At 67.2% G+C, this 22220-nt stretch carries 22 protein-coding genes; 5 read left to right on the top strand and 17 right to left on the bottom strand.

The features are described 5' to 3' along the window. Positions 1-130: 130 nt before the first annotated feature. The 3 genes from ACVCMB_RS10035 to polA all read right to left on the bottom strand — a co-directional run bounded on the left by ACVCMB_RS10035 (position 131) and on the right by polA (position 5813). Entirely contained in the window at positions 131-2491 is a 2361-nt protein-coding gene (locus tag ACVCMB_RS10035; RefSeq protein WP_447106828.1) for a 3'-5' exonuclease, read from the bottom strand. Positions 2492-2564: 73 nt separating this feature from the next. After that, complete coding sequence (locus ACVCMB_RS10030) at positions 2565-2783, bottom strand: hypothetical protein (protein WP_395120306.1); 219 nt, start codon at positions 2781-2783, stop codon at positions 2565-2567. Between the two features lie 294 nt (positions 2784-3077). Further along, entirely contained in the window at positions 3078-5813 is a 2736-nt protein-coding gene (gene polA / locus ACVCMB_RS10025; protein WP_447106827.1) for a DNA polymerase I, read from the bottom strand. 93 nt (positions 5814-5906) lie between these two features. Here polA and ACVCMB_RS10020 point away from each other — a divergent pair, with 93 nt between their 5' ends. Beyond that, a complete protein-coding gene (locus ACVCMB_RS10020; RefSeq protein WP_395120304.1) occupies positions 5907-6425 on the top strand; it encodes a DUF2782 domain-containing protein in 519 nt (172 codons plus the stop codon). A gap of 22 nt (positions 6426-6447) precedes the next feature. Here the strand turns inward: ACVCMB_RS10020 and ACVCMB_RS10015 are convergent, their stop codons facing one another. The 12 genes from ACVCMB_RS10015 to cutA all read right to left on the bottom strand — a co-directional run bounded on the left by ACVCMB_RS10015 (position 6448) and on the right by cutA (position 17630). Next, entirely contained in the window at positions 6448-7158 is a 711-nt protein-coding gene (locus ACVCMB_RS10015; RefSeq protein ID WP_447106826.1) for a glutathione S-transferase, read from the bottom strand. Positions 7159-7301: 143 nt separating this feature from the next. Next, positions 7302-8912, bottom strand: a complete 1611-nt coding sequence (purH, locus tag ACVCMB_RS10010) for a bifunctional phosphoribosylaminoimidazolecarboxamide formyltransferase/IMP cyclohydrolase (protein WP_447106825.1) — start codon at positions 8910-8912, stop codon at positions 7302-7304. Positions 8913-9009: 97 nt separating this feature from the next. Continuing rightward, positions 9010-9315 (bottom strand): helix-turn-helix domain-containing protein, encoded by a 306-nt coding sequence (locus ACVCMB_RS10005; protein ID WP_395120301.1) that lies wholly within the window; start codon positions 9313-9315, stop codon positions 9010-9012. Between the two features lie 216 nt (positions 9316-9531). Then, positions 9532-10374 (bottom strand): zinc-ribbon and DUF3426 domain-containing protein, encoded by an 843-nt coding sequence (locus ACVCMB_RS10000; RefSeq protein ID WP_395120299.1) that lies wholly within the window; start codon positions 10372-10374, stop codon positions 9532-9534. A gap of 70 nt (positions 10375-10444) precedes the next feature. Beyond that, the gene (prmA, locus tag ACVCMB_RS09995; protein WP_447099633.1) at positions 10445-11371 is read right to left on the bottom strand and encodes a 50S ribosomal protein L11 methyltransferase; all 927 of its coding nucleotides are present in this window, start codon (positions 11369-11371) and stop codon (positions 10445-10447) included. 120 nt (positions 11372-11491) lie between these two features. Further along, positions 11492-12868, bottom strand: coding sequence for an acetyl-CoA carboxylase biotin carboxylase subunit (accC, locus tag ACVCMB_RS09990; protein WP_395120297.1), 1377 nt, complete (start codon positions 12866-12868; stop codon positions 11492-11494). A 46-nt stretch (positions 12869-12914) separates the two neighbouring features. Continuing rightward, a complete protein-coding gene (locus ACVCMB_RS09985) occupies positions 12915-13238 on the bottom strand; it encodes a four helix bundle protein (RefSeq protein WP_447099634.1) in 324 nt (107 codons plus the stop codon). Positions 13239-13315: 77 nt separating this feature from the next. Next, complete coding sequence (gene accB, locus ACVCMB_RS09980) at positions 13316-13783, bottom strand: acetyl-CoA carboxylase biotin carboxyl carrier protein (protein ID WP_395120296.1); 468 nt, start codon at positions 13781-13783, stop codon at positions 13316-13318. Between the two features lie 66 nt (positions 13784-13849). After that, positions 13850-14308, bottom strand: coding sequence for a type II 3-dehydroquinate dehydratase (aroQ, locus tag ACVCMB_RS09975; protein WP_395120295.1), 459 nt, complete (start codon positions 14306-14308; stop codon positions 13850-13852). A 145-nt stretch (positions 14309-14453) separates the two neighbouring features. Further along, positions 14454-15017, bottom strand: a complete 564-nt coding sequence (locus tag ACVCMB_RS09970; protein ID WP_447106824.1) for a TlpA family protein disulfide reductase — start codon at positions 15015-15017, stop codon at positions 14454-14456. Then, positions 15017-17206: a protein-disulfide reductase DsbD family protein gene (locus ACVCMB_RS09965; protein WP_447106823.1), complete on the bottom strand. Its 2190-nt coding sequence runs from the start codon at positions 17204-17206 to the stop codon at positions 15017-15019. Before ACVCMB_RS09965 ends, ACVCMB_RS09970 begins: the two co-directional genes overlap by 1 nt. Positions 17207-17306: 100 nt before the next feature. Continuing rightward, positions 17307-17630 carry a divalent-cation tolerance protein CutA gene (gene cutA, locus ACVCMB_RS09960; protein WP_447106822.1) on the bottom strand — a complete coding sequence of 108 codons (324 nt, stop codon included), beginning with the start codon at positions 17628-17630 and terminating at the stop codon, positions 17307-17309. Positions 17631-17865: 235 nt separating this feature from the next. On the opposite strand from cutA, the gene ACVCMB_RS09955 reads away from it, so the two are divergent. From ACVCMB_RS09955 to ACVCMB_RS09940, 4 genes are all read left to right on the top strand, one after another. Further along, positions 17866-18159 carry a co-chaperone GroES gene (locus ACVCMB_RS09955; protein ID WP_136257780.1) on the top strand — a complete coding sequence of 98 codons (294 nt, stop codon included), beginning with the start codon at positions 17866-17868 and terminating at the stop codon, positions 18157-18159. A gap of 119 nt (positions 18160-18278) precedes the next feature. Beyond that, a complete protein-coding gene (gene groL / locus ACVCMB_RS09950) occupies positions 18279-19928 on the top strand; it encodes a chaperonin GroEL (protein ID WP_395120291.1) in 1650 nt (549 codons plus the stop codon). Between the two features lie 361 nt (positions 19929-20289). Then, the gene (locus ACVCMB_RS09945; RefSeq protein WP_136257782.1) at positions 20290-20466 is read left to right on the top strand and encodes a type II toxin-antitoxin system HicA family toxin; all 177 of its coding nucleotides are present in this window, start codon (positions 20290-20292) and stop codon (positions 20464-20466) included. Positions 20467-20503: 37 nt separating this feature from the next. Further along, on the top strand, positions 20504-20923 hold the full coding sequence (locus ACVCMB_RS09940) for a type II toxin-antitoxin system HicB family antitoxin (protein ID WP_136257783.1): 420 nt from the start codon (positions 20504-20506) through the stop codon (positions 20921-20923). A gap of 63 nt (positions 20924-20986) precedes the next feature. Here ACVCMB_RS09940 and ACVCMB_RS09935 read toward each other — a convergent pair whose 3' ends face one another. Both ACVCMB_RS09935 and ACVCMB_RS09930 read right to left on the bottom strand, forming a co-directional pair. Further along, positions 20987-21355 carry a hypothetical protein gene (locus ACVCMB_RS09935; protein WP_136257784.1) on the bottom strand — a complete coding sequence of 123 codons (369 nt, stop codon included), beginning with the start codon at positions 21353-21355 and terminating at the stop codon, positions 20987-20989. After that, on the bottom strand, positions 21352-22182 hold the full coding sequence (locus ACVCMB_RS09930; protein WP_447106821.1) for an HNH endonuclease: 831 nt from the start codon (positions 22180-22182) through the stop codon (positions 21352-21354). Before ACVCMB_RS09930 ends, ACVCMB_RS09935 begins: the two co-directional genes overlap by 4 nt. Between the last annotated feature and the right edge of the window lie 38 nt (positions 22183-22220).

The raw sequence follows: 22220 nt of genomic DNA, 5'->3' as shown, positions 1-22220 counted from the left end.
CCCTGGCTGCGGGCGGCCATCCGAGTATCCCCCGTGAATGCTCGCGGACGCGGCCCCGCTGCAGATAGTGGCATGCCGCCGCGGCAATTGCATCGCGCGGCTTGCCTTGCGGCTCCTGCCCCGTACGCGGTTACAGCGCGGTGAGATTGGCGTAGGCCGCCACCAGCCACTTGCTGCCCACCCCTTCGAAGTTGACCTGCAGGCGGGTGTGCGCGCCGCTGCCCTCGGCGCTGAGCACCACGCCTTCGCCGAAGCTGGGATGGCTCACGCGCTGGCCGAGTTTCACCGGCAGTGACTCGTCCAGGGAGGGCGACGTCTCGCGCGCGCGACCGGTGTACAGCGGCCGGGTCACGTGCACGCGCGGACGCACTTCGTCGATCAGTTCGGCCGGCATTTCGGCGAGGAAGCGCGACGGGCGAGTCAGCATCTCGGCACCGTGCATGCGGCGCGACTCGGCGTGGCTGACGATCAGCCGCTGGCGCGCACGGGTGATGCCGACGTAGGCGAGCCGGCGCTCTTCCTCCAGCCGGCCCTCGTCGTTCACCGAGCGCTGGCTGGGGAACAGGCCTTCTTCCATGCCGACCAGGAACACCACCGGGAACTCCAGCCCCTTGGCCGAATGCAGGGTCATCAGCTGCACGCAGTCCTCGCCTTCGGCACCCTGGCTTTCGCCGGCCTCCAGCGCGGCGTTGGAGAGGAACGCGTTGAGCTCGCTCAGGCCCGCGTCGATATCCTCCGCCGAGCGCTCGAAGCGGCTGGCCACATTGATCAGCTCGTCCAGGTTCTCCACCCGCGCCTCGGCGTTGCCGCGGCTGTCCTTCTCGTAATAGTCGCGCAGGCCGGTGTGGGTGATGGCATGGTCGATCTGTTCGGCCAGGGACAGGGAATGGCTCCCCTCTCCCTCCGGGAGAGGGGCCGGGGGTGGGGGTACGGGCGGAGCGGCGCCTTCCGGTGATCTCGTACCCTGAAAGTCGTGCGCCATCTGGTCGATCAAGGCCAGGAATGCCTTCACCGCATTCTTCGCGCGGCCGGCCAGCTCGTTGCCGCTGCCCAGTTCGATCAGCGCCGCTTCCCACATCGAGACGTTGTCGCGCCGCGCGCGCCGGCGCAGCACGTCGAGCGTGCGCTCGCCGATGCCGCGCGGCGGGGTGTTCACCGCGCGCTCGAACGCGGCATCGTCGTGGCGGTTGGCGCTGAGGCGCAGGTAGGCCAGCGCGTCCTTCACTTCGGCGCGGTCGAAGAAGCGCTGGCCGCCGTAGACGCGATAGCCGATGCGGCGCTGGACGAGCTGCTCCTCGAAGTTGCGCGACTGTGCGTTGGAGCGATAGAGGATCGCGCAATCCTGCGCACTGCCGTGCTCGTCGATGTACTCGCGGATGCGCTCGACCACGAAGCGCGCCTCGTCCTGCTCGTTGTAGGCGGCATACAGCGCGATGCGCTCGCCGTCCTCGCCGGCCGTCCACAGCTGCTTGCCGAGGCGGCTGCCGTTGCGCTGGATGATGTGGTTGGCCGCCTGCAGGATGGTCGAGGTGGAGCGGTAGTTCTGTTCCAGCTTGATCGTGCGCGCACCGGGAAAATCGCGCAGGAACTGCTGCATGTTCTCGACCTTGGCACCGCGCCAGCCGTAGATGGACTGGTCGTCGTCGCCTACTGCGAAAACCTGACCGGTTTTCGCGGGAATAGGGAATGGGGAATAGGGAATAGGAGCATCCCCGGTCGCCGCGGCGCCGTCAGCTCTCCCTATTCCCGATTCCCTATTCCCGATTCCTTGGTTCGCACCCGACAGGACGCGCACCCACGCATACTGCAGCGTGTTGGTGTCCTGGAACTCGTCGATCAGCAGATGGCGCCAGCGTTGCTGGTAGTGCTCGAGCACGGCGGGATTTTTCAGCCACAGTTCGTGCGCGCGCAGCAGCAGTTCGGCGAAGTCCACCAGGCCGGCGCGACGACAGGCTTCCTCATAGGCCGTGTAGATGTTGACGAAAGCGCGCGTTACCGGGTGGTCGCGATGCTCGATGCTGTCCGGCCGCTTGCCCTCGTCCTTCCACTGGTTGATCTGCCAGCAGGCCTGGCGCGGCGGGAACTTCGCCTCGTCCAGCCCCAGCCCGGCCACCACGCGCTTGACCAGCCGCTGCTGGTCGTCGGAATCCAGGATCTGGAACGTCTCGGGGAGGCCCGCCTCGCGCCAGTGCCGGCGCAGCAGGCGGTGGGCGATGCCGTGGAAGGTGCCCACGGTCAGCCCCTGGGTGCCACCGGGGATCAGCGAGGCCAGCCGCGCGCGCATTTCGCCGGCGGCCTTGTTGGTGAAGGTGACGGCGAGGATTGCCCACGGCGGCACGCCTTCGGCCTGCATCAGCCAGCCGATGCGGTGGGTCAGCACGCGGGTCTTGCCGGAGCCCGCGCCGGCCAGCACGAGGTAGTGCCCGGGTGGGGCGCAGACGGCTTCGCGCTGGGCTTCGTTCAGCGGATCGATCAGGTACGAGACATCCATCTCGCCCATTGTAGTGGCCGCCAACGAAAACCGCCGCGAAGCGCGGCGGTTTTCGTTGGCGGGTCGATGCGCTTCAGCGCTTCTGCATGAAGCCGCCGAGGGCGAGCAGGCCGCCGACGACGATACCGACGATGCCGATCCACTGCGGCACGCCCTTGTCGTGCGTGGCGGTGAGCTTGGCCGAGCCGACCTGCACCAGCGTGTCGGTGTCCTGGTAGAAGGCATGTCCGGCGACCACCCAGATGCCCGCGGCGACGAGAATGATGCCAATGACGATCAAGCCTGCACGCATGGTATTCCCCGTGATGATGGTGGATCGAGTATGCCGCAATCGTTCGTGCACGGAATGTACACGCCGGCGAGGCAAAAAAAGGCCCCGAAGGTTAGGGGGAACCTTCGGGGCCGGGGCAGACGCGAAAACCCAGGGGAGAGGTTCGCGACTGTGGCCGCCCAGGGAGGTGGGCTGGCCGCGGATGCCGTTGCGTGCATCCGAAGGATTAGATGCGGCCGCACCGGGAAAGTTGCAAGGCTCGCGCAGAAATTCAACTGCGATTCATTCTCATGGAAAATTAACCTCCGGCCGGCGTCAGTGTGCCTCGTCCCAGTTGGCGCCCACGCCGACATCGACCAGCAGCGGCACGGACAGTTCCGCCGCGCCGGACATCCGCTCCGACACCGCGCGGCGGACCTCCTCGACGGCGTCGGCGCGCACCTCGAACACCAGTTCGTCGTGCACCTGCATCAGCATGTGGGCGTCGTCGCGTTCGGCCAGCCACGCCGCCACGGTGATCATCGCGCGCTTGATGATGTCCGCCGCGGTGCCCTGCATCGGCGCGTTCACCGCGGCGCGTTCGGCGCCCTGGCGCAGGCCGGCGTTGCGTGCGGTGAGGTTTTCCAGGTACAGCCGGCGGCCGAACAGGGTCTCCACGTAGCCGTCGCGGTGGGCCCGCTCGCGGGTGGCTTCCATGAACGCGCGCACGCCGGGGTAGCGCGAGAAATAGCGGCCCATGTAGTCGCTGGCCTCGCCGCGGTCCACGCCGAGCTGGCGGGCCAGGCCGAACGCGCTCATGCCGTACATCAGGCCGAAATTGATCGCCTTGGCCGCGCGGCGCTGGTTGGTGGTGATGTCTTCCGGCGCCACGCCGAACACTTCGGCCGCGGTGGCGCGATGCACGTCGCCACCGGAGTGGAACGCGCGCAGCAGGCCTTCGTCGCCGGACAGGTGGGCCATGATGCGCAGTTCGATCTGCGAGTAGTCCGCCGCCATCACCTTCCACCCCGGCGGCGCGATGAACGCCTGGCGGATGCGCCGGCCTTCCTCGGTGCGCACCGGGATGTTCTGCAGGTTGGGGTCGGAGGAGGAGATCCGCCCGGTCGCCACCGAGCCCTGGTGGTAGCTGGTGTGCACGCGGCCGGTGCGCGGGTTGACGATGCCGGACAGCTTGTCGGTGTAGGTGCTGCGCAGCTTGGCCAGGCCGCGGTAGTCCAGGATCAACCGCGGCAGTTCGTGCGTCTCGGCAATCGCCTCCAGCGCTTCCTCGTTGGTCGAGGGCTGGCCGGTCGGCGTCTTGAGTTTCGCTTCCAGGCCCAGTTCGTCGAACAGCACCGCCTGCAGCTGCCTGGGTGAATCGAGATTGAACTCGCGCCCGGCCAGCGCGTGCGATTGCTGCTGCAGCTCCAGCATGCGCTTGCCCAGCTGCTGGCTCTGCGCGCGCAGCGCGTCGCCGTCGATCAGGACGCCGCGGCGCTCCATCCCGGCCAGCACCGGCACCAGCGGAATCTCGATCTCCTCGTACACGCGTTGCAGCGAGGGCACGCCCTGCAGCCTGGGCCATAGCGCATGGTGCAGGCGCAGGGTGATGTCGGCATCCTCGGCGGCGTAGCGGCAGGCAGTGTCCAGGTCCACCTGCGAGAAGGAAATCTGCTTGGCCCCCTTGCCGGCGACCTGCTCGTATTTCACGGTCTCGTAGCCGAGGTATTTCTTCGCCAGCGAATCCATGTCGTGGCGTGTGGCGGTGGCGTTCCACACGTAGGATTCCAGCATCGAATCGTGCTTCACGCCCTGCACCGTGATGCCGTAATGCGACAGGATGTTGATGTCGTACTTCGCGTGCTGGCCGAGCTTGGGCCGCGCGGCATCCTCGAAGATCGGCTTGAGCGCGCGCAGCACCTCGCCACGATCGAGCTGCGGCGGCGCGCCCGGATAGTCGTGGCCGAGCGGGATGTAGCAGGCCTTGCCCGGCTCCACCGCGAAACTGATGCCGACGATGTCCGCACGCATCGCGTCGATGCTGGTGGTTTCCGTATCGAAGGCGATCAGTTCGGCGCTGCGAAGCTTTTCCAGCCACGCATCGAAGGCCGGCCGGGTGATGACCAGTTCGTATTCGCCCGGCCCTTGCAGGAGCGCACCCTGTGCGCGATGCCCTTCGTCCCGCGCCGGAAGAGCTTCGCGCACGGGGTGCGCTCCTGCAGGTTCCGCCGCTCCATCCAGCTCCTTCAACGCCGCCTTGAACTCGTAGCGCGTGTACAGCTCGCGCAACTGTTCGACATCGGGCTCGCGCTGCGCCAGGTCGGTGGGGCCGAACTCCAGTGCCACGTCGGTCTTGATCGTCACCAGTTCGCGCGACAGCGGCAGTTGCGGCAGCGTGGCGCGCAGGCTCTCGCCGATCTTGCCGCCGACCTTGTCGGCATTGGCCATCACGCCATCCAGCGAATCGAACTCGGCCAGCCATTTGGCGGCGGTCTTGGGCCCGCACTTGGGCACGCCGGGAATGTTGTCGATGGCGTCGCCGGTGAGCGTGAGAAAGTCGATGATCTGGTCCGGCCGCACGCCGAACTTGGCCATCACGCCGGCATCGTCCATCACCGTGCCGGTCATGGTGTTGACCAGGGTGACCTGCGGTCCGACCAGCTGCGCCATGTCCTTGTCGCTGGTGGACACTTCCACCTCGATGCCGAGTGCGCGCGCCTGCACCGCCAGCGTGCCGATCACGTCGTCGGCCTCGACGCCGTCCACGCGCAGGATCGGAAAGCCCAGCGCAGCGACGATGGCCAGCATCGGCGCAACCTGCGCGCGCAGGTCGTCCGGCATCGGCGGCCGGTTCGCCTTGTACTGGTCGTACAACGCATCGCGGAAGGTCGGCCCGGGCGCGTCGCTGACGAAGGCCAGGTAATCGGGCTTTGCCTTCAGCGTGGCGCGCAGCATGTTGACCACGCCGAACAGCGCACCGGTGGGCTCGCCGCGCGCGTTGGAAAGCGGCGGCAGCGCGTGGAACGCGCGGTAGAGATAGGACGAACCGTCGATGAGGATGAGCTTGGGCATGGGCGCGATTCTCGCATGCACGGCGAAATGTCGCGTTTCACGGAAGCGCCGCGGGTGCGCTGCTATGCTGCCCTCCCCATCGAGGTTGCCACCATGAAAATCCCTGCCGTGCCGGTTGTTGTCGCCACCTTGCTGTCGACCGCGCTGTTCGCCGCGGCAGTGCACGCCCAGACGGCCGCCCCCGGTCCGGCCTTGCCGCCGCCCGGCATGAACGATCCCGGCGTGCAGGCAAACCCGCCGCCGGCCACGTCCGCGGCACCGCCCGCGAGCGCGCCGAAACCCGATCTGCGTCCGCTCACCCTGCCGGCGATGAAGAGCGGCGACAGCCGCATGGGCCGTCCCGCCGACGAACCCGAAGTGCAGATCCGTCAGCAGGGCGAAAACACGGTGCAGGAATACAGCCGCAACGGTCGCGTCTACATGGTGGTGGTCACGCCCAGGCACGGCCTGCAGCAGACCTACATGGTCGACCCGCAGGGCCGGCTGGTGGACGAACACGGCCAGCGACGCGCCACGCCTGCGCTGTACAAGGTGCTGGAATGGGGCAAGAGCCGCCCGCCGGCCGAGCCGTCCGACGACACCGGCGCGCCGGCTTCCAGCAGCAGTCGCTGAACCTCGATGACGGCGCGGCCGCTCAGGCCGGGTCGTCCAGCTCCGGGTAGTGGCGGAAGATGCCGCTTTCATTGAACGGTACGCGCCGCGTGGACGCCAGGTAGGCCGCGATACGCGGGCGCTGGGTCACGTTGGCGTGCAGCGCGTGCAGCAAGGGCAGGCCGGCGTGCAGGCGTTGCATCGTGCGGGGAAACGCATAGTTCAGGCCGCTCATCAGCTGGAACAGCGACAGGTCGACGCAGGAGTGCCGGCGCAGCGCGTGGCGGCCACCGCCGCGCTCCAGCACCTGCTCGAAGTAGTGGAGGAACTTCGACAGCCGCTGCGTGCGCAGGTCGCCGGCCCGGCGGCGGGCTTCCTCGCGCTGGTCTTCGTAGTAAAGGCCGCTGGCGATGGGGTGGTGCGCGTCGTGCACTTCTGCCACGAGGTCGGCGATGGTCAATTGCAGCTGGTGGGCGTAGCGCCGCACGCTGGTGCCTTGCGGCAGCAGCGACAGTGGCGGGCCCAGGTACTGCAGGATGTTCGCGGTCTGCGCGATCACCAGCCGACCGGCCTTGAGAAACGGCGGCGCGAACGGCAACGCGCCTTCGTGCGCGCCGTCGAGGTAGCGCACGATGGCATCGTCGCCTTCCTCGCGCGCCACGTCGACGTAATCGGCGCCGGCATCCTCCAGCGCCAACCGCACGAATTCACCGCGGCCCTGGATGCCGCTCCAGTAATACAGTTCGTAGCGCATGGCAGCCTCCGCAGCGGGATATCCGATGCTGCGGCGTGACACTACTACGCGACGTGCAGGAGCCCGCTCGCGGGCTATGCTCCTGCCTTTGCGAATCCCCGGGAAAAGCATCGCCCGCGAGCGGGCTCCTGCGGGGCGTGCGCTCAGTGGCGGAAATGGCGCATGCCGGTGAACACCATTGCGATGTCGTGTTCGTCGGCGGCGGCGATCACTTCGCCGTCGCGCATCGAGCCGCCGGGCTGGATCACCGCGGCGATGCCCGCCTCGGCCGCCGCGTCGATGCCGTCGCGGAACGGGAAGAACGCGTCGCTGGCCATCACCGAGCCGCGCACTTCGAGCTTCTCGTCGGCGGCCTTGATGCCGGCGATCTTCGCACTGTAGACGCGGCTCATCTGGCCGGCACCGACGCCGATGGTCTGGCGATTCTTCGCATAGACGATGGCGTTGGACTTGACGAACTTGGCCACCTTCCAGGCGAAGATGAGGTCGTGGATCTGCGCTTCGGTGGGCGCCTTGCGGGTGACCACTTTCAGGTCCGCCGCGGTGATCATGCCGGTGTCGGCGCTCTGCAGCAGCAGGCCCGAACCGACGCGCTTGGAGTGCATGCCGGGGTGGGCATCACGCAGTTCGCCGTGCGTCGGCAGCGGGATTACCAGCACGCGCACGTTGCCTTTCTTGTGGAATGCCTTCAGCGCGTCATCCGCGTAGGCCGGCGCCAGCACCACCTCGACGAACTGGCGCTCGACGATCGCCTTCGCGGTAGTGCCGTCGACTTCGCGGTTGAACGCGATGATGCCGCCGAAGGCCGAGGTGGGATCGGTCTGGAAGGCCAGGTCATACGCCTTGCCGATGCCGTCCAGGCTCACCGCCACGCCGCAGGGGTTGGCGTGCTTGACGATCACGCAGGCCGGCTTGACGAAGCTGCGCACGCATTCCCACGCGGCGTCGGCGTCGGCGATGTTGTTGAACGACAACTCCTTGCCCTGCAGCTGGCGGAAGGTGGCCAGCGTGCCCGGCGCCGGATACAGGTCGCGGTAGAACGCGGCGCTCTGGTGCGGGTTCTCGCCGTAGCGCAGGTCCATCAGTTTGACGAAGCGGCCGTTGACCTGGCCGGGGAACATGTCGTGGCCGGCGATGGCGTCCTGGGCGTCGTTGAGTTGCAGCGCGGACAGGTAATCGCTGATCGCGCCGTCATAGCTGGACACGTCGTTGAACGCGGCCACCGCCAGCTTGAAGCGCGTCGCGCGAGTCAGGCCGCCTTGCGCCTCGATCTCCTCCAGCGCCGCGTCGTACTGCGCGGGCGAGGTCAGCACGGCCACGTCGTTCCAGTTCTTCGCCGCCGAGCGCAGCATCGCCGGACCGCCGATGTCGATGTTCTCGATCGCCTGCTCCAGCGTGCAGTCGGGCTTTGCCACCGTGGCCTCGAACGGGTAGAGGTTCAGCACCAGCAGGTCGATCGGCGCGATGCCGAGTTCGGCCATCACCGCATCGTCGGTGCCGCGCCGGCCGAGCAGTGCGCCGTGCACCTTCGGGTGCAGCGTCTTCACGCGGCCGTCCATGATCTCGGGGAAGCCGGTGACGTCGCTGACCTCGGTAACCGCGATGCCCGCCTCGCGCAGCGTGCGCGCCGAGCCGCCGGTGGAAAGCAGTTCCACCCCCTTCGCCGCCAGCCGCCGCGCCAACTCGACCAACCCCGTCTTGTCGGAAACGCTGAGCAGCGCGCGGCGAACGGGAACGACGGCAGGGACGGACATGATGGCTCCGGGATCAGGGATGGAAAATTCGTGGTTGCAGTGGCGGGCCGGGCGGTGATCTGGGCTGTTGCCAATCCCCCATCCCGCGTCAGCGGCCTCAAAGCAACCCGTGCGCCGCCAGCTTCTTGCGCAGCGTGGCGCGATTGATGCCCAGCGCCACGGCGGCGCGGCTCTGGTTGCCGCCGTGGAAGGCCAGCACCTCGCGCAGCAGCGGCACTTCGACTTCGTGCAGCACCAGCGCGTGCAGGCCCTCGGCACATTCGGTGTCGCCGATGTCGGCCAGATAGCGTCGCACCGTGCGGCTGACGCACTCACTCAGTGCGCTGCCGGAGCCGTGCGCAAGCGCAGCTTGCGACGAGGTCGATACGGCAGCCTCGGCGGCAGGCAGTCTGGCGGCATTCACGGATACTTTCCCTCGCATGCGGTGCGGCGGCTGCGAGGGCCGCTGCGTTCTCTGGTGTCGGTTGGTGCATTCGCAGCATGGATTGAGTGCCGGCGGGCACTCGGTGCGAGCGCTTGAGTCTACCCTTGTGCGCGGTCGATTTTAAGTCCCTCGACAAGCGCGGGAGACCCTGATCCGTTCAGCCGAGGCGTCGTTGCCCATGGGGCGCGGCACGCTTCACTCGAAGCCGAACTCGAACGCGACGGCCTGGTCGCCGGGGTCCTTGACCTCCAGCAGCAACACCGCCACGGCACCGGGCGCCAGGCCGCGACGCAAGGTCGCAGGGTCGTCGAGGTACTCCGTCGGCTGCAGCCGGCGCATGGCCAGTCGCTGGCCTTGCGCGTCGGACAGCGTCACCGTCACCACCGGATAGGGCTGCGCGAAGCTGGCGTCGTTGCGCACGCTGGCGCTGATCATCAGCGCGTTCGGCACGCTGGGGTGCGCCTGCACGTTGCTGGCGAGCAGGCGCAGGCGTGCCGGCGCGGCCACCAGCGGCAGCCGGCAGTGCAGCACGGCACAACTGCTGCGCAACCAGCCGCCCACGGTGGGATCGCGGATCAGGGCGTCGCGCTTGGCCCACCCCAGTTGCGCGAGCAACAGCAGTGTCAGCACGCCGCAGGCAAGTATCCACGGCCAGTTGCGCTCGCCCGAGGCGGCGCGCAGGCGATGGGCTTTCCCGCGCGTGCGCTTTCCCGCGCGGCCGCGCGACTGGCGGGCGAAGCGCGGCGTGAACACCAGTTGCGAAAAATCCTCGGGCGGCGCGCTGGCCGGCTGTTCGGTCGCCACCACCACCGGCTCGGGTTGCGGCCGATAGACCACCAGGTCCAGCAGCGGCGGTTCCAGCGCGGGCTCGTTGACGGCCAGTTCGACGAACGGCTCGGGCGGCAATTGCTCGGTGAGCGTGGCCAGGCTGCCGAAGCTGGCGTTGCAATGCCCGCACACCACGTGACCGTGAGCCTTCGCCAGTGTCTGTGCATCCAGCGAAAACACGGACAGGCATTCGGGGCATTGGGTATACATGCGTCGCCGCTTCAACCGGTATCGCCCAAGCTTAACAGGCTGTCCGGAGCATGCGGATGCAGCGGCGGCGTCAGCGGCGACGACGCCCGCTGATGCGCACCCAGTCGTCGCGAAGGTCTGCGCGCAAGTCCTCGAACCATTCCGCGTAGCGCGCCAGCAACTCGTCCTGCTGGCCGGCGAGGATGCCGGAGATCGCGAAGGGCGCGCCGGGTTTTGCCGCGGCCGCGAAGGTCGGCGCCAGCGTATCGAGCGGCCCGGCGAGGATATTGGCGACGAACACGTCGGTGGCGCCGTCGGGGTGATCTTCCGGCAGGAACAGCGTCAGGCGATCGGCCACGCCGTTGCGCGCGGCGTTGTCGGCCGAGGCCGTGAGTGCCTGCGGATCGTTGTCGATGCCGATTGCGGCAGCGGCGCCGAGCTTCAGCGCAGCGATGGCCAGGATGCCGGAGCCGCAGCCGTAATCGGTGATCGTCCTGCCGTGCAGGTCGAGCCCGTCCAGCCATTCCAGGCACAGCGCGGTGGTCGGGTGGGTGCCGCTGCCGAAGGCGAGGCCCGGGTCGAGCCGCACGACGACGCGCGTGGAGGCGTCGGAGCGGCCGATGTTGCCGTCATCGACGGGCGGCTCGATGTTCCACGGATAGATCCACAACCGGTGGCCGAACGCCATCGGCTTGAACTGGTCCATCCACGCGCGCTCCCAGTCCTGGTCGGCGACGTCGCGGAAGCTCAGCTGATCCGGTTCCAGCCATGGCAACAGGTCGCCCAGTGCCGCGGCAATGCCGCGCCGGTCGGCGTGCTCGTCGAACAGCGCATCCAGCGTGATCGTCGGCCACAGCGGCAACTCGCCCACGCCCGGCTCGAAGATCGCCTGCTCGTCCGGCGTCTCGGCGTCGGCATCGCGCAGGGTGATCGACAACGCGCCCAGATCCTCCAGCGCCTCTTCCACGCGCGGCTGCTGTTCGGTGCGGATGATCAGGGAGAGTTCGAGGAAGGGCATGAGGCCAGGAGTGAGTGAAGAGGAGTGAGGAACGAGAGAAGAGCGAGGCTTGGCGAGTGTGTCAAAGGTGGAGAGAAGCACGGGCGCGCCGGCCTTCTCTCGTTCCTCACTCCTTTTCACTCACTTTTCTGCCGCACCGGCGGCAGCCTTTTCCTTCTGCTCGGCCATGCGCTTTTCCAGGTAATGGATATTCTGGCTGCCGTGCTGGAAGCCGACGTCGGCCATGATCCGCTGCTGCAGCGGGATGTTGCACTTGACGCCTTCGATGACCGTTTCGGCCAGCGCCAGCTGCATGCGCGCGATGGCGGTCTTGCGATCCGGGCCGTGGACGATCAGCTTGCCGATCATCGAATCGTAGTTCGGCGGGATCCTGTAGCCGTCGTAGAGGTGGGTGTCCACGCGCACGCCGGGGCCGCCCGGCGCCTCGAAGCGCTTCACCGTGCCGGGGCTGGGCATGAAGGTGTCCGGGTCCTCGGCGTTGATGCGGCACTCGATGGCGTGGCCGGTGATGTGCACGTCTTCCTGCCGGATCGACAACGGTTGGCCGCCGGCGATCAGCAACTGCTCGCGCACCAGGTCCACGCCGGTGATGAATTCGGTCACCGGGTGCTCGACCTGGATGCGGGTGTTCATCTCGATGAAGTAGAAGCGGCCGTTCTCGAACAGGAACTCGAACGTGCCGGCGCCGCGGTAGCCGATGCGCAGGCAGGCGTCGACGCAGACCTTGCCGATCTGCGCGCGCAGCTCGGGCGTGATGCCCGGCGCCGGCGCTTCCTCGACCACCTTCTGGTGGCGGCGCTGCATCGAGCAGTCGCGTTCGCCGAGATAGATGGCGTGGCCCTGGCCATCGGCCAGCACCTGGATCTCCACGTGGCGCGGGTTCTCCAGGAACTTCTCCATGTAGACCTGATCGTTGCCGAAGGCCGCCTTGGCCTCCTGCTTGGTCATCACGATGGAGTTGCCCAGGTGCGCCTCGGTGCGCACCACGCGCATGCCGCGGCCGCCGCCGCCGCCGGCGGCCTTGATGATCACCGGGTAGCCGATCTCGCGCGCGATCTTGATGCTGGCGTCGACATCCTCGGTCAGCGGACCACCGGAGCCGGGCACGCAGGGCACGCCGGCCGCCTTCATCGCGCGGATCGCCTCGACCTTGTCGCCCATCAGGCGGATCACGTCGGCGGTCGGTCCGATGAAGATGAAGCCGGACTGCTCCACCTGCTCGGCGAAGTCGGCGCGCTCGGAGAGGAAGCCGTAGCCCGGATGGATGGCCTGGGCGTCGGTGATCTCCGCCGCGGCGATGATGCGCGGGATGTTGAGGTAGCTGTCCGCCGACGGCCCCGGGCCGATGCAGATCGCCTCGTCGGCCAGGCCGACGTGTTTCAGGTTGCGGTCCACGGTGGAGTGCACCGCGACCGTCTTGATGCCAAGGCTGTGGCACGCGCGCAGCACGCGCAGGGCGATTTCGCCGCGATTGGCGATGACGACTTTTTCTAGCATGGGAATGTGAAAGGGAATAGGGAATGGGGAATAGGGAATAGGGAGATCATCGAATCGCCTCTCTTGTTCGCAGTGTGTTCATCAGACCAGTCAGCATGGCAAACACCTCATCTATGGAAATCTTGGTGTCAACCGGAATAGTCCCGTAACCAAGCCGTGCGGCGATCTGCAGCTGAGTGTCCAGCTCTGATAGCGATCCACGAGCGATCGACAAAAAGCGCAGGTATTCGGGAGTCGAGCGACGAGCGGCGCCCTCGGCGATGTTAGACGGGACGCTGACGGCAGCGCGCCTGAGCTGGGCGGTCAGCCCGAAGCGTTCGCTGTCGGGGAATGCCGAAGAGCAGGCATAGACTTGCTCCACCAGCGACATTGCTCGCTTCCAGACCGACAAGTCTTCGTGCGGCCGCTTTGACAATTCCCTATTCACGATTCCCTATTCCCTGCTTTTCAGGCAATCACGAACATCGGTTCGTCGAATTCCACGGGCTGGCCGTTCTCGATCAGGATGGCCTGTACGGTGCCGGCGACTTCGGCTTCGATCTGGTTGAACATCTTCATCGCCTCGATCACGCCCAGGGTGTCGCCGGCCTTGACCTGCTGGCCGACCTTGACGAAGGCGGGGGCGCCGGGCGAGGCGGAGGCGTAGAAGGTGCCGACCATCGGCGCCTTGACCACGTGGCCGGCCGGCAGGGCGTCGGCGGGCGGCGCTTCGGAAGCGGCGGCGGGCGCAGCGGCCACCGGGGCGGCGGCCACGGCGGGCGCGGCGGCGGCCACCGGCGCGGCGGCCGCGACCGGTGCGGTGCCCTTGGGCACGCGCGACAGACGCACGACTTCCTCGCCCTCCTTGATCTCCAGTTCGGCGAGGTTGGATTCCTCGAGCAAGTCGATCAGCTTCTTGATTTTGCGCAAATCCATCGGATCAGCCTTTGGTCAGTCATGCCGCCGTGGAGGCGGCTGGAAGGGGAAAGAGGGTGCCGCCGGTCAGGCGTCGGCGGCAGGCGGCGCCTGCAGCCGCTGGATCGCCGCGTCCAGCGCCAGTGCGTAGCTGGCGCTGCCGAAGCCGCAGATCACGCCGAGCGCCAGATCCGACAGATACGAGTGGTGGCGGAACGGCTCGCGCGCGAACACGTTGGACAGGTGCACTTCGATGAACGGGATGGCCACCGCCGCAAACGCGTCGCGCAGCGCGATGCTGGTATGGGTGAAGGCGCCGGCATTGCACAGGATCAGGGCGGTGCGGTCGTCGCGCGCCTGGTGCACGCGCGCAATCAGCTCATGCTCGGCATTGGACTGGAACCACTGCAATTCGTGGCCGGCCGCCTGCGCCCGATCGGCCAGGCTCTGGTTGATCCCGGCCAGCGTTTCGCGGCCGTAGATCTGCGGCTCGCGTGCACCCAGCAGGTTGAGGTTGGGTCCGTGCAGGACCAGGATCTTCGCCACGAAACCACCCAGCTTGCGTCCGGAGGCCCCGGAACCCGGCGCAGTGTGCGCGCGTCGGGCGATGTTGTCCAGTTCGCGGCAGATCGGCGATGTTCAACGGAGAACCCGCAGGGATTGCCCTGCGCTGGCGTATGTTTGGCCGAACTCAGAGAGCACCTTGCTGCGGCGCCAACCACTGGGTCAGCAGCTGCGGCGAAAGAATACCGGCGTGAGTCGCGATAATGTGCCCATCGGCGCCGATCAGCACGCTGAATGGCAGGATTTCAGCCTCATCGCCCAATTGCAGGGATGTGCTCGGTGCCTCCAGATTGCCCAGCAAGATCGGGTAACTCACCGGTTGCCTGGCCAGAAAAGCACGAACGTGGTCGGGCTGATCCATGGCGATTCCCAGCACGATCACCCCATTATCGGCGAACTTGCGCTGGGCCCCGTCGAGCGCAGGCATTTCCTGCAGACACGGGCCGCACCAGCTGGCCCAGAAATTGATGAGCAGGCGGCGCCCGCGGTACGCCGTCAGCGCGTGCATGCGCCCGTCCAGATCCGCCAGCGTCAGCGCCGGCAGCGGCTTGCCGACCATCGCCGATACGGCCGGCGCGGCGACCGGAACGGGGGCTGTCGCGCGATGGTGTCGGTATTGGGCCAGCCCGCCGCCGAGCAGGGCGGCCAGCGCGGCCAGCAGCAGGATCAGGCCGGAGGTGCGGTCGAGCATCAGCGCGCCGCGTCGGTCAACGCCCGTTCGACCATCGAGGCGGTCAGCACGGTCGACAGCTGCCGGCCGGGACCGCCATCCTTCGGGAACACCACGTACAGCGGCACGCCCGGCGAGTGGTACTCGGCCAGGAAGGCGCTGATCGCCGGGTTCACGTCGGTCCAGTCGCCCTTCATGTAGACCGCGCCGGTGCGCTGCAGCAGGTCGCGGAAGCGCGCGGTGTCGAGCACCGTGTGCTCGTTGGCCTTGCAGGTCACGCACCAGTCGGCGGTCATGTCCACGAACACCGGCGTGCCCGCTTCGCGCAGCGCGGCCAGCTTCTCCGCGGAATAGGGCACCACGCCGTCGGCCATGCGGGCTGCGGTAGGCGGCGGCACCTGACTGAGCAGGCTCATCGGCACCAGCGTGGCGACCGCCAGCACGGCCACCGCCAGCTTGCTGACCACGCCGCGCGAACGGCTGCGCTCGAACCACCACAAGGTCATCGCCAGCAGCACCATCGCCACCAGCACCAGGCCCACCGCGTCGGCGCCGCGCTGGTTGGCCAGCACCCAGACCAGCCAGGCGGCGGTGAGGTACATCGGGAAGGCCAGCACCTGCTTCAGCGTTTCCATCCAGCGCCCGGGCTTCGGCAACCATCGCGCCACCGCGGGCACGAAGCCGATCGCCAGGAACGGCAACGCCAGGCCGATGCCCAGCATCAGGAACACCAGCAGCGCCGACAGCATCGGCGCGGTGAATGCATAGGCCAGCGCGCCGCCCATGAAGGGCGCGGTGCAGGGGCTGGCCACCACCACCGCCAGCACGCCGGTGAAGAAGTCGCCGGCCGGACCGGCGCGCCGCGCCAGCCCGGCGCCGGTATTGCCCAGCGAGGCGCCGAACTGCACCACGCCGGACATCGACAGGCCCACCGCCAGCATCACGCAGGCCAGCACGCCGACCACCACCGGCTGCTGCAGCTGCGTACCCCAGCCCAGTGCGTGACCGGCGCTGCGCAGGGCGAGGATGCCCAGCCCCAGCGCGGCGAAACTGCACAGCACGCCGGCGGTATAGAACAAGGCATGGCTGCGCCGCGTGGCGGGGTTTTCGCCGCTCTCCAGCACGCCGACCGCCTTGATCGACAATACCGGCAACACGCACGGCATCAGGTTGAGGATCAGCCCGCCGCCCAGCGCCAACGCCAGTGCGGCGAACAGGCTGGTGCGCAGCGGGCCGCCGTTGGTGGCCGGCGGCAGCTCCCTGGCGGCGCTGGTCGGCATGCCGGTGACGACCGTGCCGCTGCCCGGGTCGAGTTGCACCGTGCGCGTCATCAACGGGTAGCACAGGCCGCCGTCCTGACAACCCTGGAAGGTCGCCTCCAGCGTCAACGGTCCGGACCTGGCGGGTACGCCTTCGAGCGCCACCGGCACTTCGACCTGGTCGAAGTACACCGTGACCTCGCCGAACTGCGGGTCCTGATGCCGCACGCCGGCCGGCCACGCGGGCGTCCCCAACTGCGCGCCGTCGGCCTTCCTCAGCTTGAGCGTGGTGTGGTCGCGATACAGGTAATAGCCCGCCGGCATGGTCCAGCGCAGCAGCAGTTGCTGCGGGCTCTGCGCCAGTGCCTCGAAGCGGAACGCCTGCTCGGGCGGCAGCGGCGCCCGCGTCACGCCGGTGGCGGCGCTCTGTCCGCCGCGGCCGAGCTGGTCCAGGGCCGCGCCCAGCGAGCCCGCGGGTGCGGTCGGTGCGGTGGCGGTCGGCAGCGCCAGGTCCAGTTGTTCGGTATGCGGCGGGTAGCAGATCTTCGGGTCGACCTCGTGGCAGCCCTGGTACTGCACGCTGAGCTTCAGCCGCGTGGTGCCTGTGGCGACGGTGTAGGGAATGCTGGCGTCGATGTCGTGGTGGTAGGTCTCCACGTCGCCCAGGTATTCATCGTGGTATTTCCTGCCCTCGGGCAGTTGCGCCTGGCCCAGGGTGACGCCGTCGCCGGCCTTGAACTTCATGCGGCCGCGATAGAGGTAGTAGTCCGGCGCGACCTTCCAGTGCAGCTTGAGCACGCCGGGAGTGCCGGCGTCGGCGCTGAGCTGGTAGGCCTCGGTCACCGGCAGCAGAGCGTCGGTGTCCTGCGCCAGCGCGGGCAGGCCGGCCAGCAGCAGGCCCACGCCCAGCAGCAGGCGGGCAAACATCGGGCCGGCGGACAACGATCGCATCATGACTCCGGAAAACATGGGGCCCGCGCGCGGGCAGCGGTTCATTATGGCGCAGCCGGTTCGCTGCGCCGCGGCGTGCTTCATTTGGTCGCGCCGGACTTCAGTCCCGGCTGTGCTCGCGCACCCAGTCGAGGTAGGCGGCATGGCCATCGGCCACCGGTACCGCGATCAACTCCGGCACCTGGTAAGGATGCAGTTCCAGCACGCGACGTTCCAGCGCCGGCAGGCGGGCGGCGGTGGTCTTGATCAGCAGCAGTTCCTCGGTGTCGGTGTGCACCGCTTCCTGCCAGCGGTAGGTGGAACGCACCGCAGCGATCCCGCTGACGCAGGCGGCCAGCCGCTCGTCGACCAGCGCCCGGGCGATGCGCCCGGCGCTGTCGCGGTCCGGGCAGGTGCAATAGCAGAGCAGGACGGTGTCAGGCATGCCGGCCAGCCTAACCGGCGGAGCCGCCGCGCGCACCCCTGCCTCGGGCACGACGCCCGCCCCTTGAAACCTGCACCCATCCACCCAATTAGCTGTACGTTCCCGTTCCGAACGTCTTGCAGCGGCAGTTTGTGTCGCTAGAATTGGCACTCATCTAACACGAGTGCTAACAAGATCGCCGGATCGGGGTCCTGAAAGCCTTGTTCCACCTCAAAAACGACATCGGAGTCCTTCCATGAGCAAACTGCGTCCGCTGCATGATCGTGTCATCGTCAAGCGTCTCGAAGAAGAGCGCATCTCCGCCGGCGGCATCGTCATCCCCGACAGCGCCACCGAGAAGCCCACCCGCGGCAAGGTCATTGCCGCCGGCACCGGCCTGATCATGGCCGACGGCAAGGTGCGTCCGATGTCGCTGAAGGAAGGCGACACCGTGCTGTTCGGCAAGTACGCCGGCCAGGAAATCAAGATCGACGGCGAAGAGCTCGTGTTCCTGAAGGAAGACGACATCGTGGCGGTGATCGAGGGGTGATGGGCTCTGACTGGTTGAGCGCGAACAAGAGCGCGCACGCCAGTCGCCTTCGGCTCCTTTCCGCAACGCTTTCGAAACCCGTTCCTTTACCTATTCAATTTTTTTGAGGCAAAAAAATTATGGCAGCCAAAGAAGTCCGTTTCGGCGAAGACGCCCGCGCCCGCCTGCTCAAGGGCGTGAACACCCTGGCCAATGCGGTCAAGGTGACCCTCGGCCCGAAGGGTCGCAACGTGGTGCTCGAGAAGAGCTTCGGCGCGCCCACGATCACCAAGGACGGCGTGTCCGTCGCCAAGGAGATCGAGCTGGCCGACAAGTACGAGAACCTCGGCGCGCAGATCGTCAAGGAAGCCGCCTCCAAGACCTCCGACGTGGCCGGTGACGGCACCACCACCGCCACCGTGCTGGCGCAGGCGTTCATCCAGGAAGGCCTCAAGGCCGTGGCCGCCGGCATCAACCCGATGGACCTCAAGCGCGGCATCGACAAGGCGGTGACCGCCGCCGTCGGCGAGCTGAAGAAGTTCTCCAACCCCACCGCCAACGACAAGGAAATCGCCCAGGTCGGCACGATCTCGGCCAACTCCGACACCGACATCGGCGACATCATCGCCAATGCGATGAAGAAGGTCGGCAAGGAAGGCGTGATCACGGTCGAGGAAGGTTCCGGCCTGGACAACGAGCTGGACGTGGTCGAGGGCATGCAGTTCGACCGCGGCTACCTGAGCCCGTACTTCATCAACAACCAGACCTCGCAGCAGGTCGAGATGGATGACCCGTACATCCTCATCCACGACAAGAAGATCTCCAACGTGCGCGAGCTGCTGCCCGTGCTGGAAGCCGTCGCCAAGGCCGGCAAGCCGCTGGTGATCGTCGCCGAGGAAGTCGAGGGCGAGGCGCTGGCCACGCTGGTGGTCAACACCATCCGCGGCATCGTCAAGGTCGCCGCCGTCAAGGCGCCGGGCTTCGGTGACCGTCGCAAGGCCATCCTGGAAGACATCGCCGTGCTGACCAACGGCCAGGTCGTGTCCGAGGAAGTGGGCCTGTCGCTGGAGAAGACCACCATCAACGACCTCGGCCGCGCCAAGCGCGTGGTGATCACCAAGGAAAACACCACGATCATCGACGGTGCCGGCGACGCGGAGAAGATCCAGTCGCGCATCGGCCAGATCAAGGCGCAGATCGAGGAGACCTCCTCCGACTACGACCGCGAGAAGCTGCAGGAGCGCGTGGCCAAGCTGGCCGGCGGTGTTGCCGTGATCAAGGTCGGTGCCGGCACCGAGATCGAGATGAAGGAAAAGAAGGCCCGCGTCGAAGACGCCCTGCACGCCACCCGCGCTGCGGTGGAAGAGGGCGTGGTCCCCGGCGGTGGCGTGGCGCTGATCCGCGCGCTCAAGGCGGTCGAGGGACTGAAGGGCGACAACGCCGACCAGGACCTGGGCATCGCGATCACCCGCCGCGCGCTGGAAGCGCCGCTGCGCGCGATCGTCGCCAATGCCGGCGAAGAGCCGTCCGTGATCCTCAACAAGGTCAAGGAAGGCAAGGGCAACTTCGGCTACAACGCGGCCACCGGCGAGTTCGGTGACATGGTGGCGATGGGCATCCTGGACCCGACCAAGGTCACCCGCTCGGCCCTGCAGCACGCCGCGTCGGTCGCCGGCCTGGCGATCACCACCGAGGCGATCGTCGCCGAGCTGCCGAAGAAGGAAGAGCACAGCCACGGCGCCGGCGGCATGGGCGGTGGCATGGGTGGCATGGGCGGCATGGATTTCTGAGTTGTCCCTCGCCGCGACGCGGCGACGGATCAACTCGGTGCGTTCGAGCGGCAGGGCTGCCGCTCAACGCACCGGAAATCCGGCGGCAATACGAAAAACCCCGCTTCGGCGGGGTTTTTCTTTGCGCACGCAAGTCGCCCGTCCCCACCCGTCCTCGCTGAGCACAGCCGCTCCAGTCCGCTTGCCCTGCGCATAGCCGTCCCGACCCGATCACCTGAGCGCAGCCGCGCAGCGGCGAAGTCGAAGGGCACGCAACGCGAAAGCCTCCGTTTGCTGGTGGACCGATTCCTCGCAAGTGTTTGTTTTTGCATGCAACAAAAATGTTGCTATGCTGGCCGGCGACCGGAACAAGGATGGGCCGATGAAATACAGCGAGTTCCAGCGATGGCTCAGGCGTCAAGGCGTGAGTTTCGAGTCGGGCAAGGGCAGCCACCAGATAGTGCGATACCGAGGAAGAACTTCCGTGTTCCCCTCGCATGGAGCAAAAGAAATGCCCGAGCCGCTGCGCAAGAAGGTCCTGAAGGATCTGGGTCTATGAGCGAACGCTGCACCGCCGAGGTCGTACAGGAGGCACGATGAAATACCCGATCAAGCTGACGCGCGCCGACGGCGCGGTGATGGCCACCTGTCCGGACCTGCCGGAGTTGGCCACCGTGGGCGACACCCCGGACGAGGCACTGCGCGAAGCCATCGACGCCATCGAGACCACCTTGCAGATGTACATGCAGGATCGCTGTGACATCCCGGCGCCCAGTGTGCCCAAGCGTGGCCAGCGCCTCGTCGCCCTGCCGCCGCTGGCGGTGGCCAAGTTGGGCCTGTATCAGGCGATGCAGGCCAAGCGCATGCGCAAGGCCGATCTCGCGCGGTTGCTCGGCGTGCACATGCCGCAAGTCGACCGCCTGCTCGACCTGCGCCACCGCTCCAAGCTGGAACAAGTCGAGGCGGCTCTCAACGCGGTGGGCTATCGGATCGAACTGGCGGTGCGGGCGGCGTAAACGGCAAACCCGGGCGCGATTGGCGGGAAACAGGTTTTGGCTACGCGAGTGATGCAAGAGCGCTCACTGGCAGTGCGGTGACAACGTGCAATCCCAATACTCCACGGCCCGAAAGCGGGCGATGAGGTCGTCGAGCGTTCCCCATGATTGGGTCGAAGCTACATCTTCCGCCGTTGCCGCACGCAGACGTTCAAATTCGTGAAAGGCGATGTCATCGACGGTGGGGCCGTTGCTGAACTGATACAGCTCGGCGTACAGAACCGGCACGTCGACCTGCTCGGCGACGAAGTGATTCCACGAATCGCAGTGCTGGCGGATGGTGGCTTCCGCAGCCTCGGAGCACTCGCCGTCGAGCAGGAGCTGACCACCTGCCTTGTAGTTCGCGGCATCCCGATACATGTACACAAACACGCTGCGTGCTTTGGTGCTCATTGCGTATCGCCCATCGTTGCGAAGGTGGCTTCGCGGTGTCGTGCAAGAAAGTCATGGCTCGGCGCGAAGCGCTCGGGCAGTTCGATGGGCTGACCTTCGGTGGGCCAGAACACCTCGTGGATGAAGGCATCCTTGCTTGCCTTGAGCTGGTCGGACAGCACGATGCGATGCTCGTCGCTGAGCGTGAACAGATGCTGGTCGAAAGCCTTGTCGTGGATCGCCGAAAGACAAAGTCCGTTGCTCGGGTTCAGGCGATTGGCCTTGTCCTCGCGCCACGGCACGATGTGGCTGGCAACCAGCAGGCGCGCGTCGCTGACGCCGGAGATACAGCAGCGTCCGCGATAGCTGGCCAGCACGGCGCGGCGGAAGAAGTCCTGCTTGATGCGCTGTAGCACGATGGCTTGGCGCATTTCGCCGGTGTAGTCGGCGAGTGCCGGGTCGTCGCGCACCGCGCGCGATGCCGTGGCCTTCCGGCCGTGTTCGTGTCGCAGTTGCTCGCGCAGTTGTTCGCACTCGACGGCGAGGCCTTCCCAGTCGGCGTGGAAAGCCTCCCAGATCTCCCGGTCCCGCGATGAAGCGCCGCTCAACCCCTTGCGACCCGTGCCTGTGATCGAAGGATCGAGGCTGGCGAAGTTGACCAGCTTCATCGCCAACGCGTCCGGGGTACGTCCGATCAGCCGGGCCAGTTCCACGATCGCGGGGTTACGGCTGTGCAGCTTGCCGAACGGCGTCTGGCAGTAGAAGGCGAAGGCGAGCTTGAGCTGGGCGTGGCTCCAGTTGCCGCTGCCGGGAAATGATGCGGGCGGATGCGGGTCGGTGGCGGGCATGGCGGCTTCCATGGCGGCGAACGTGCATCCTGGCACTT

The organism is Rhodanobacter sp. UC4443_H10 (genome assembly GCF_052978325.1).
The sequence above is the reverse complement of the archived record's forward strand: the minus strand, read 5'-3'. Positions and strand labels throughout refer to the sequence as shown.

Coding starts and splice junctions, on each gene's coding strand:
- polA (WP_447106827.1), bottom strand. CDS start 5,813: ATGCCCAAGCTCATCCTCATCGACGGTTCGTCCTATCTCTACCGCGCG.
- cutA (WP_447106822.1), bottom strand. CDS start 17,630: ATGCCTGACACCGTCCTGCTCTGCTATTGCACCTGCCCGGACCGCGAC.
- accB (WP_395120296.1), bottom strand. CDS start 13,783: ATGGATTTGCGCAAAATCAAGAAGCTGATCGACTTGCTCGAGGAATCC.
- groL (WP_395120291.1), top strand. CDS start 18,279: ATGGCAGCCAAAGAAGTCCGTTTCGGCGAAGACGCCCGCGCCCGCCTG.
- ACVCMB_RS09955 (WP_136257780.1), top strand. CDS start 17,866: ATGAGCAAACTGCGTCCGCTGCATGATCGTGTCATCGTCAAGCGTCTC.
- prmA (WP_447099633.1), bottom strand. CDS start 11,371: ATGCCCTTCCTCGAACTCTCCCTGATCATCCGCACCGAACAGCAGCCG.
- ACVCMB_RS09935 (WP_136257784.1), bottom strand. CDS start 21,355: ATGAGCACCAAAGCACGCAGCGTGTTTGTGTACATGTATCGGGATGCC.
- ACVCMB_RS09985 (WP_447099634.1), bottom strand. CDS start 13,238: ATGTCGCTGGTGGAGCAAGTCTATGCCTGCTCTTCGGCATTCCCCGAC.
- ACVCMB_RS10035 (WP_447106828.1), bottom strand. CDS start 2,491: ATGGATGTCTCGTACCTGATCGATCCGCTGAACGAAGCCCAGCGCGAA.
- ACVCMB_RS10030 (WP_395120306.1), bottom strand. CDS start 2,783: ATGCGTGCAGGCTTGATCGTCATTGGCATCATTCTCGTCGCCGCGGGC.
- ACVCMB_RS09930 (WP_447106821.1), bottom strand. CDS start 22,182: ATGCCCGCCACCGACCCGCATCCGCCCGCATCATTTCCCGGCAGCGGC.
- accC (WP_395120297.1), bottom strand. CDS start 12,868: ATGCTAGAAAAAGTCGTCATCGCCAATCGCGGCGAAATCGCCCTGCGC.
- ACVCMB_RS09965 (WP_447106823.1), bottom strand. CDS start 17,206: ATGCGATCGTTGTCCGCCGGCCCGATGTTTGCCCGCCTGCTGCTGGGC.
- ACVCMB_RS09945 (WP_136257782.1), top strand. CDS start 20,290: ATGAAATACAGCGAGTTCCAGCGATGGCTCAGGCGTCAAGGCGTGAGT.
- ACVCMB_RS10000 (WP_395120299.1), bottom strand. CDS start 10,374: ATGTATACCCAATGCCCCGAATGCCTGTCCGTGTTTTCGCTGGATGCA.
- ACVCMB_RS09940 (WP_136257783.1), top strand. CDS start 20,504: ATGAAATACCCGATCAAGCTGACGCGCGCCGACGGCGCGGTGATGGCC.
- ACVCMB_RS10015 (WP_447106826.1), bottom strand. CDS start 7,158: ATGCGCTACGAACTGTATTACTGGAGCGGCATCCAGGGCCGCGGTGAA.
- ACVCMB_RS09970 (WP_447106824.1), bottom strand. CDS start 15,017: ATGCTCGACCGCACCTCCGGCCTGATCCTGCTGCTGGCCGCGCTGGCC.
- ACVCMB_RS10020 (WP_395120304.1), top strand. CDS start 5,907: ATGAAAATCCCTGCCGTGCCGGTTGTTGTCGCCACCTTGCTGTCGACC.
- purH (WP_447106825.1), bottom strand. CDS start 8,912: ATGTCCGTCCCTGCCGTCGTTCCCGTTCGCCGCGCGCTGCTCAGCGTT.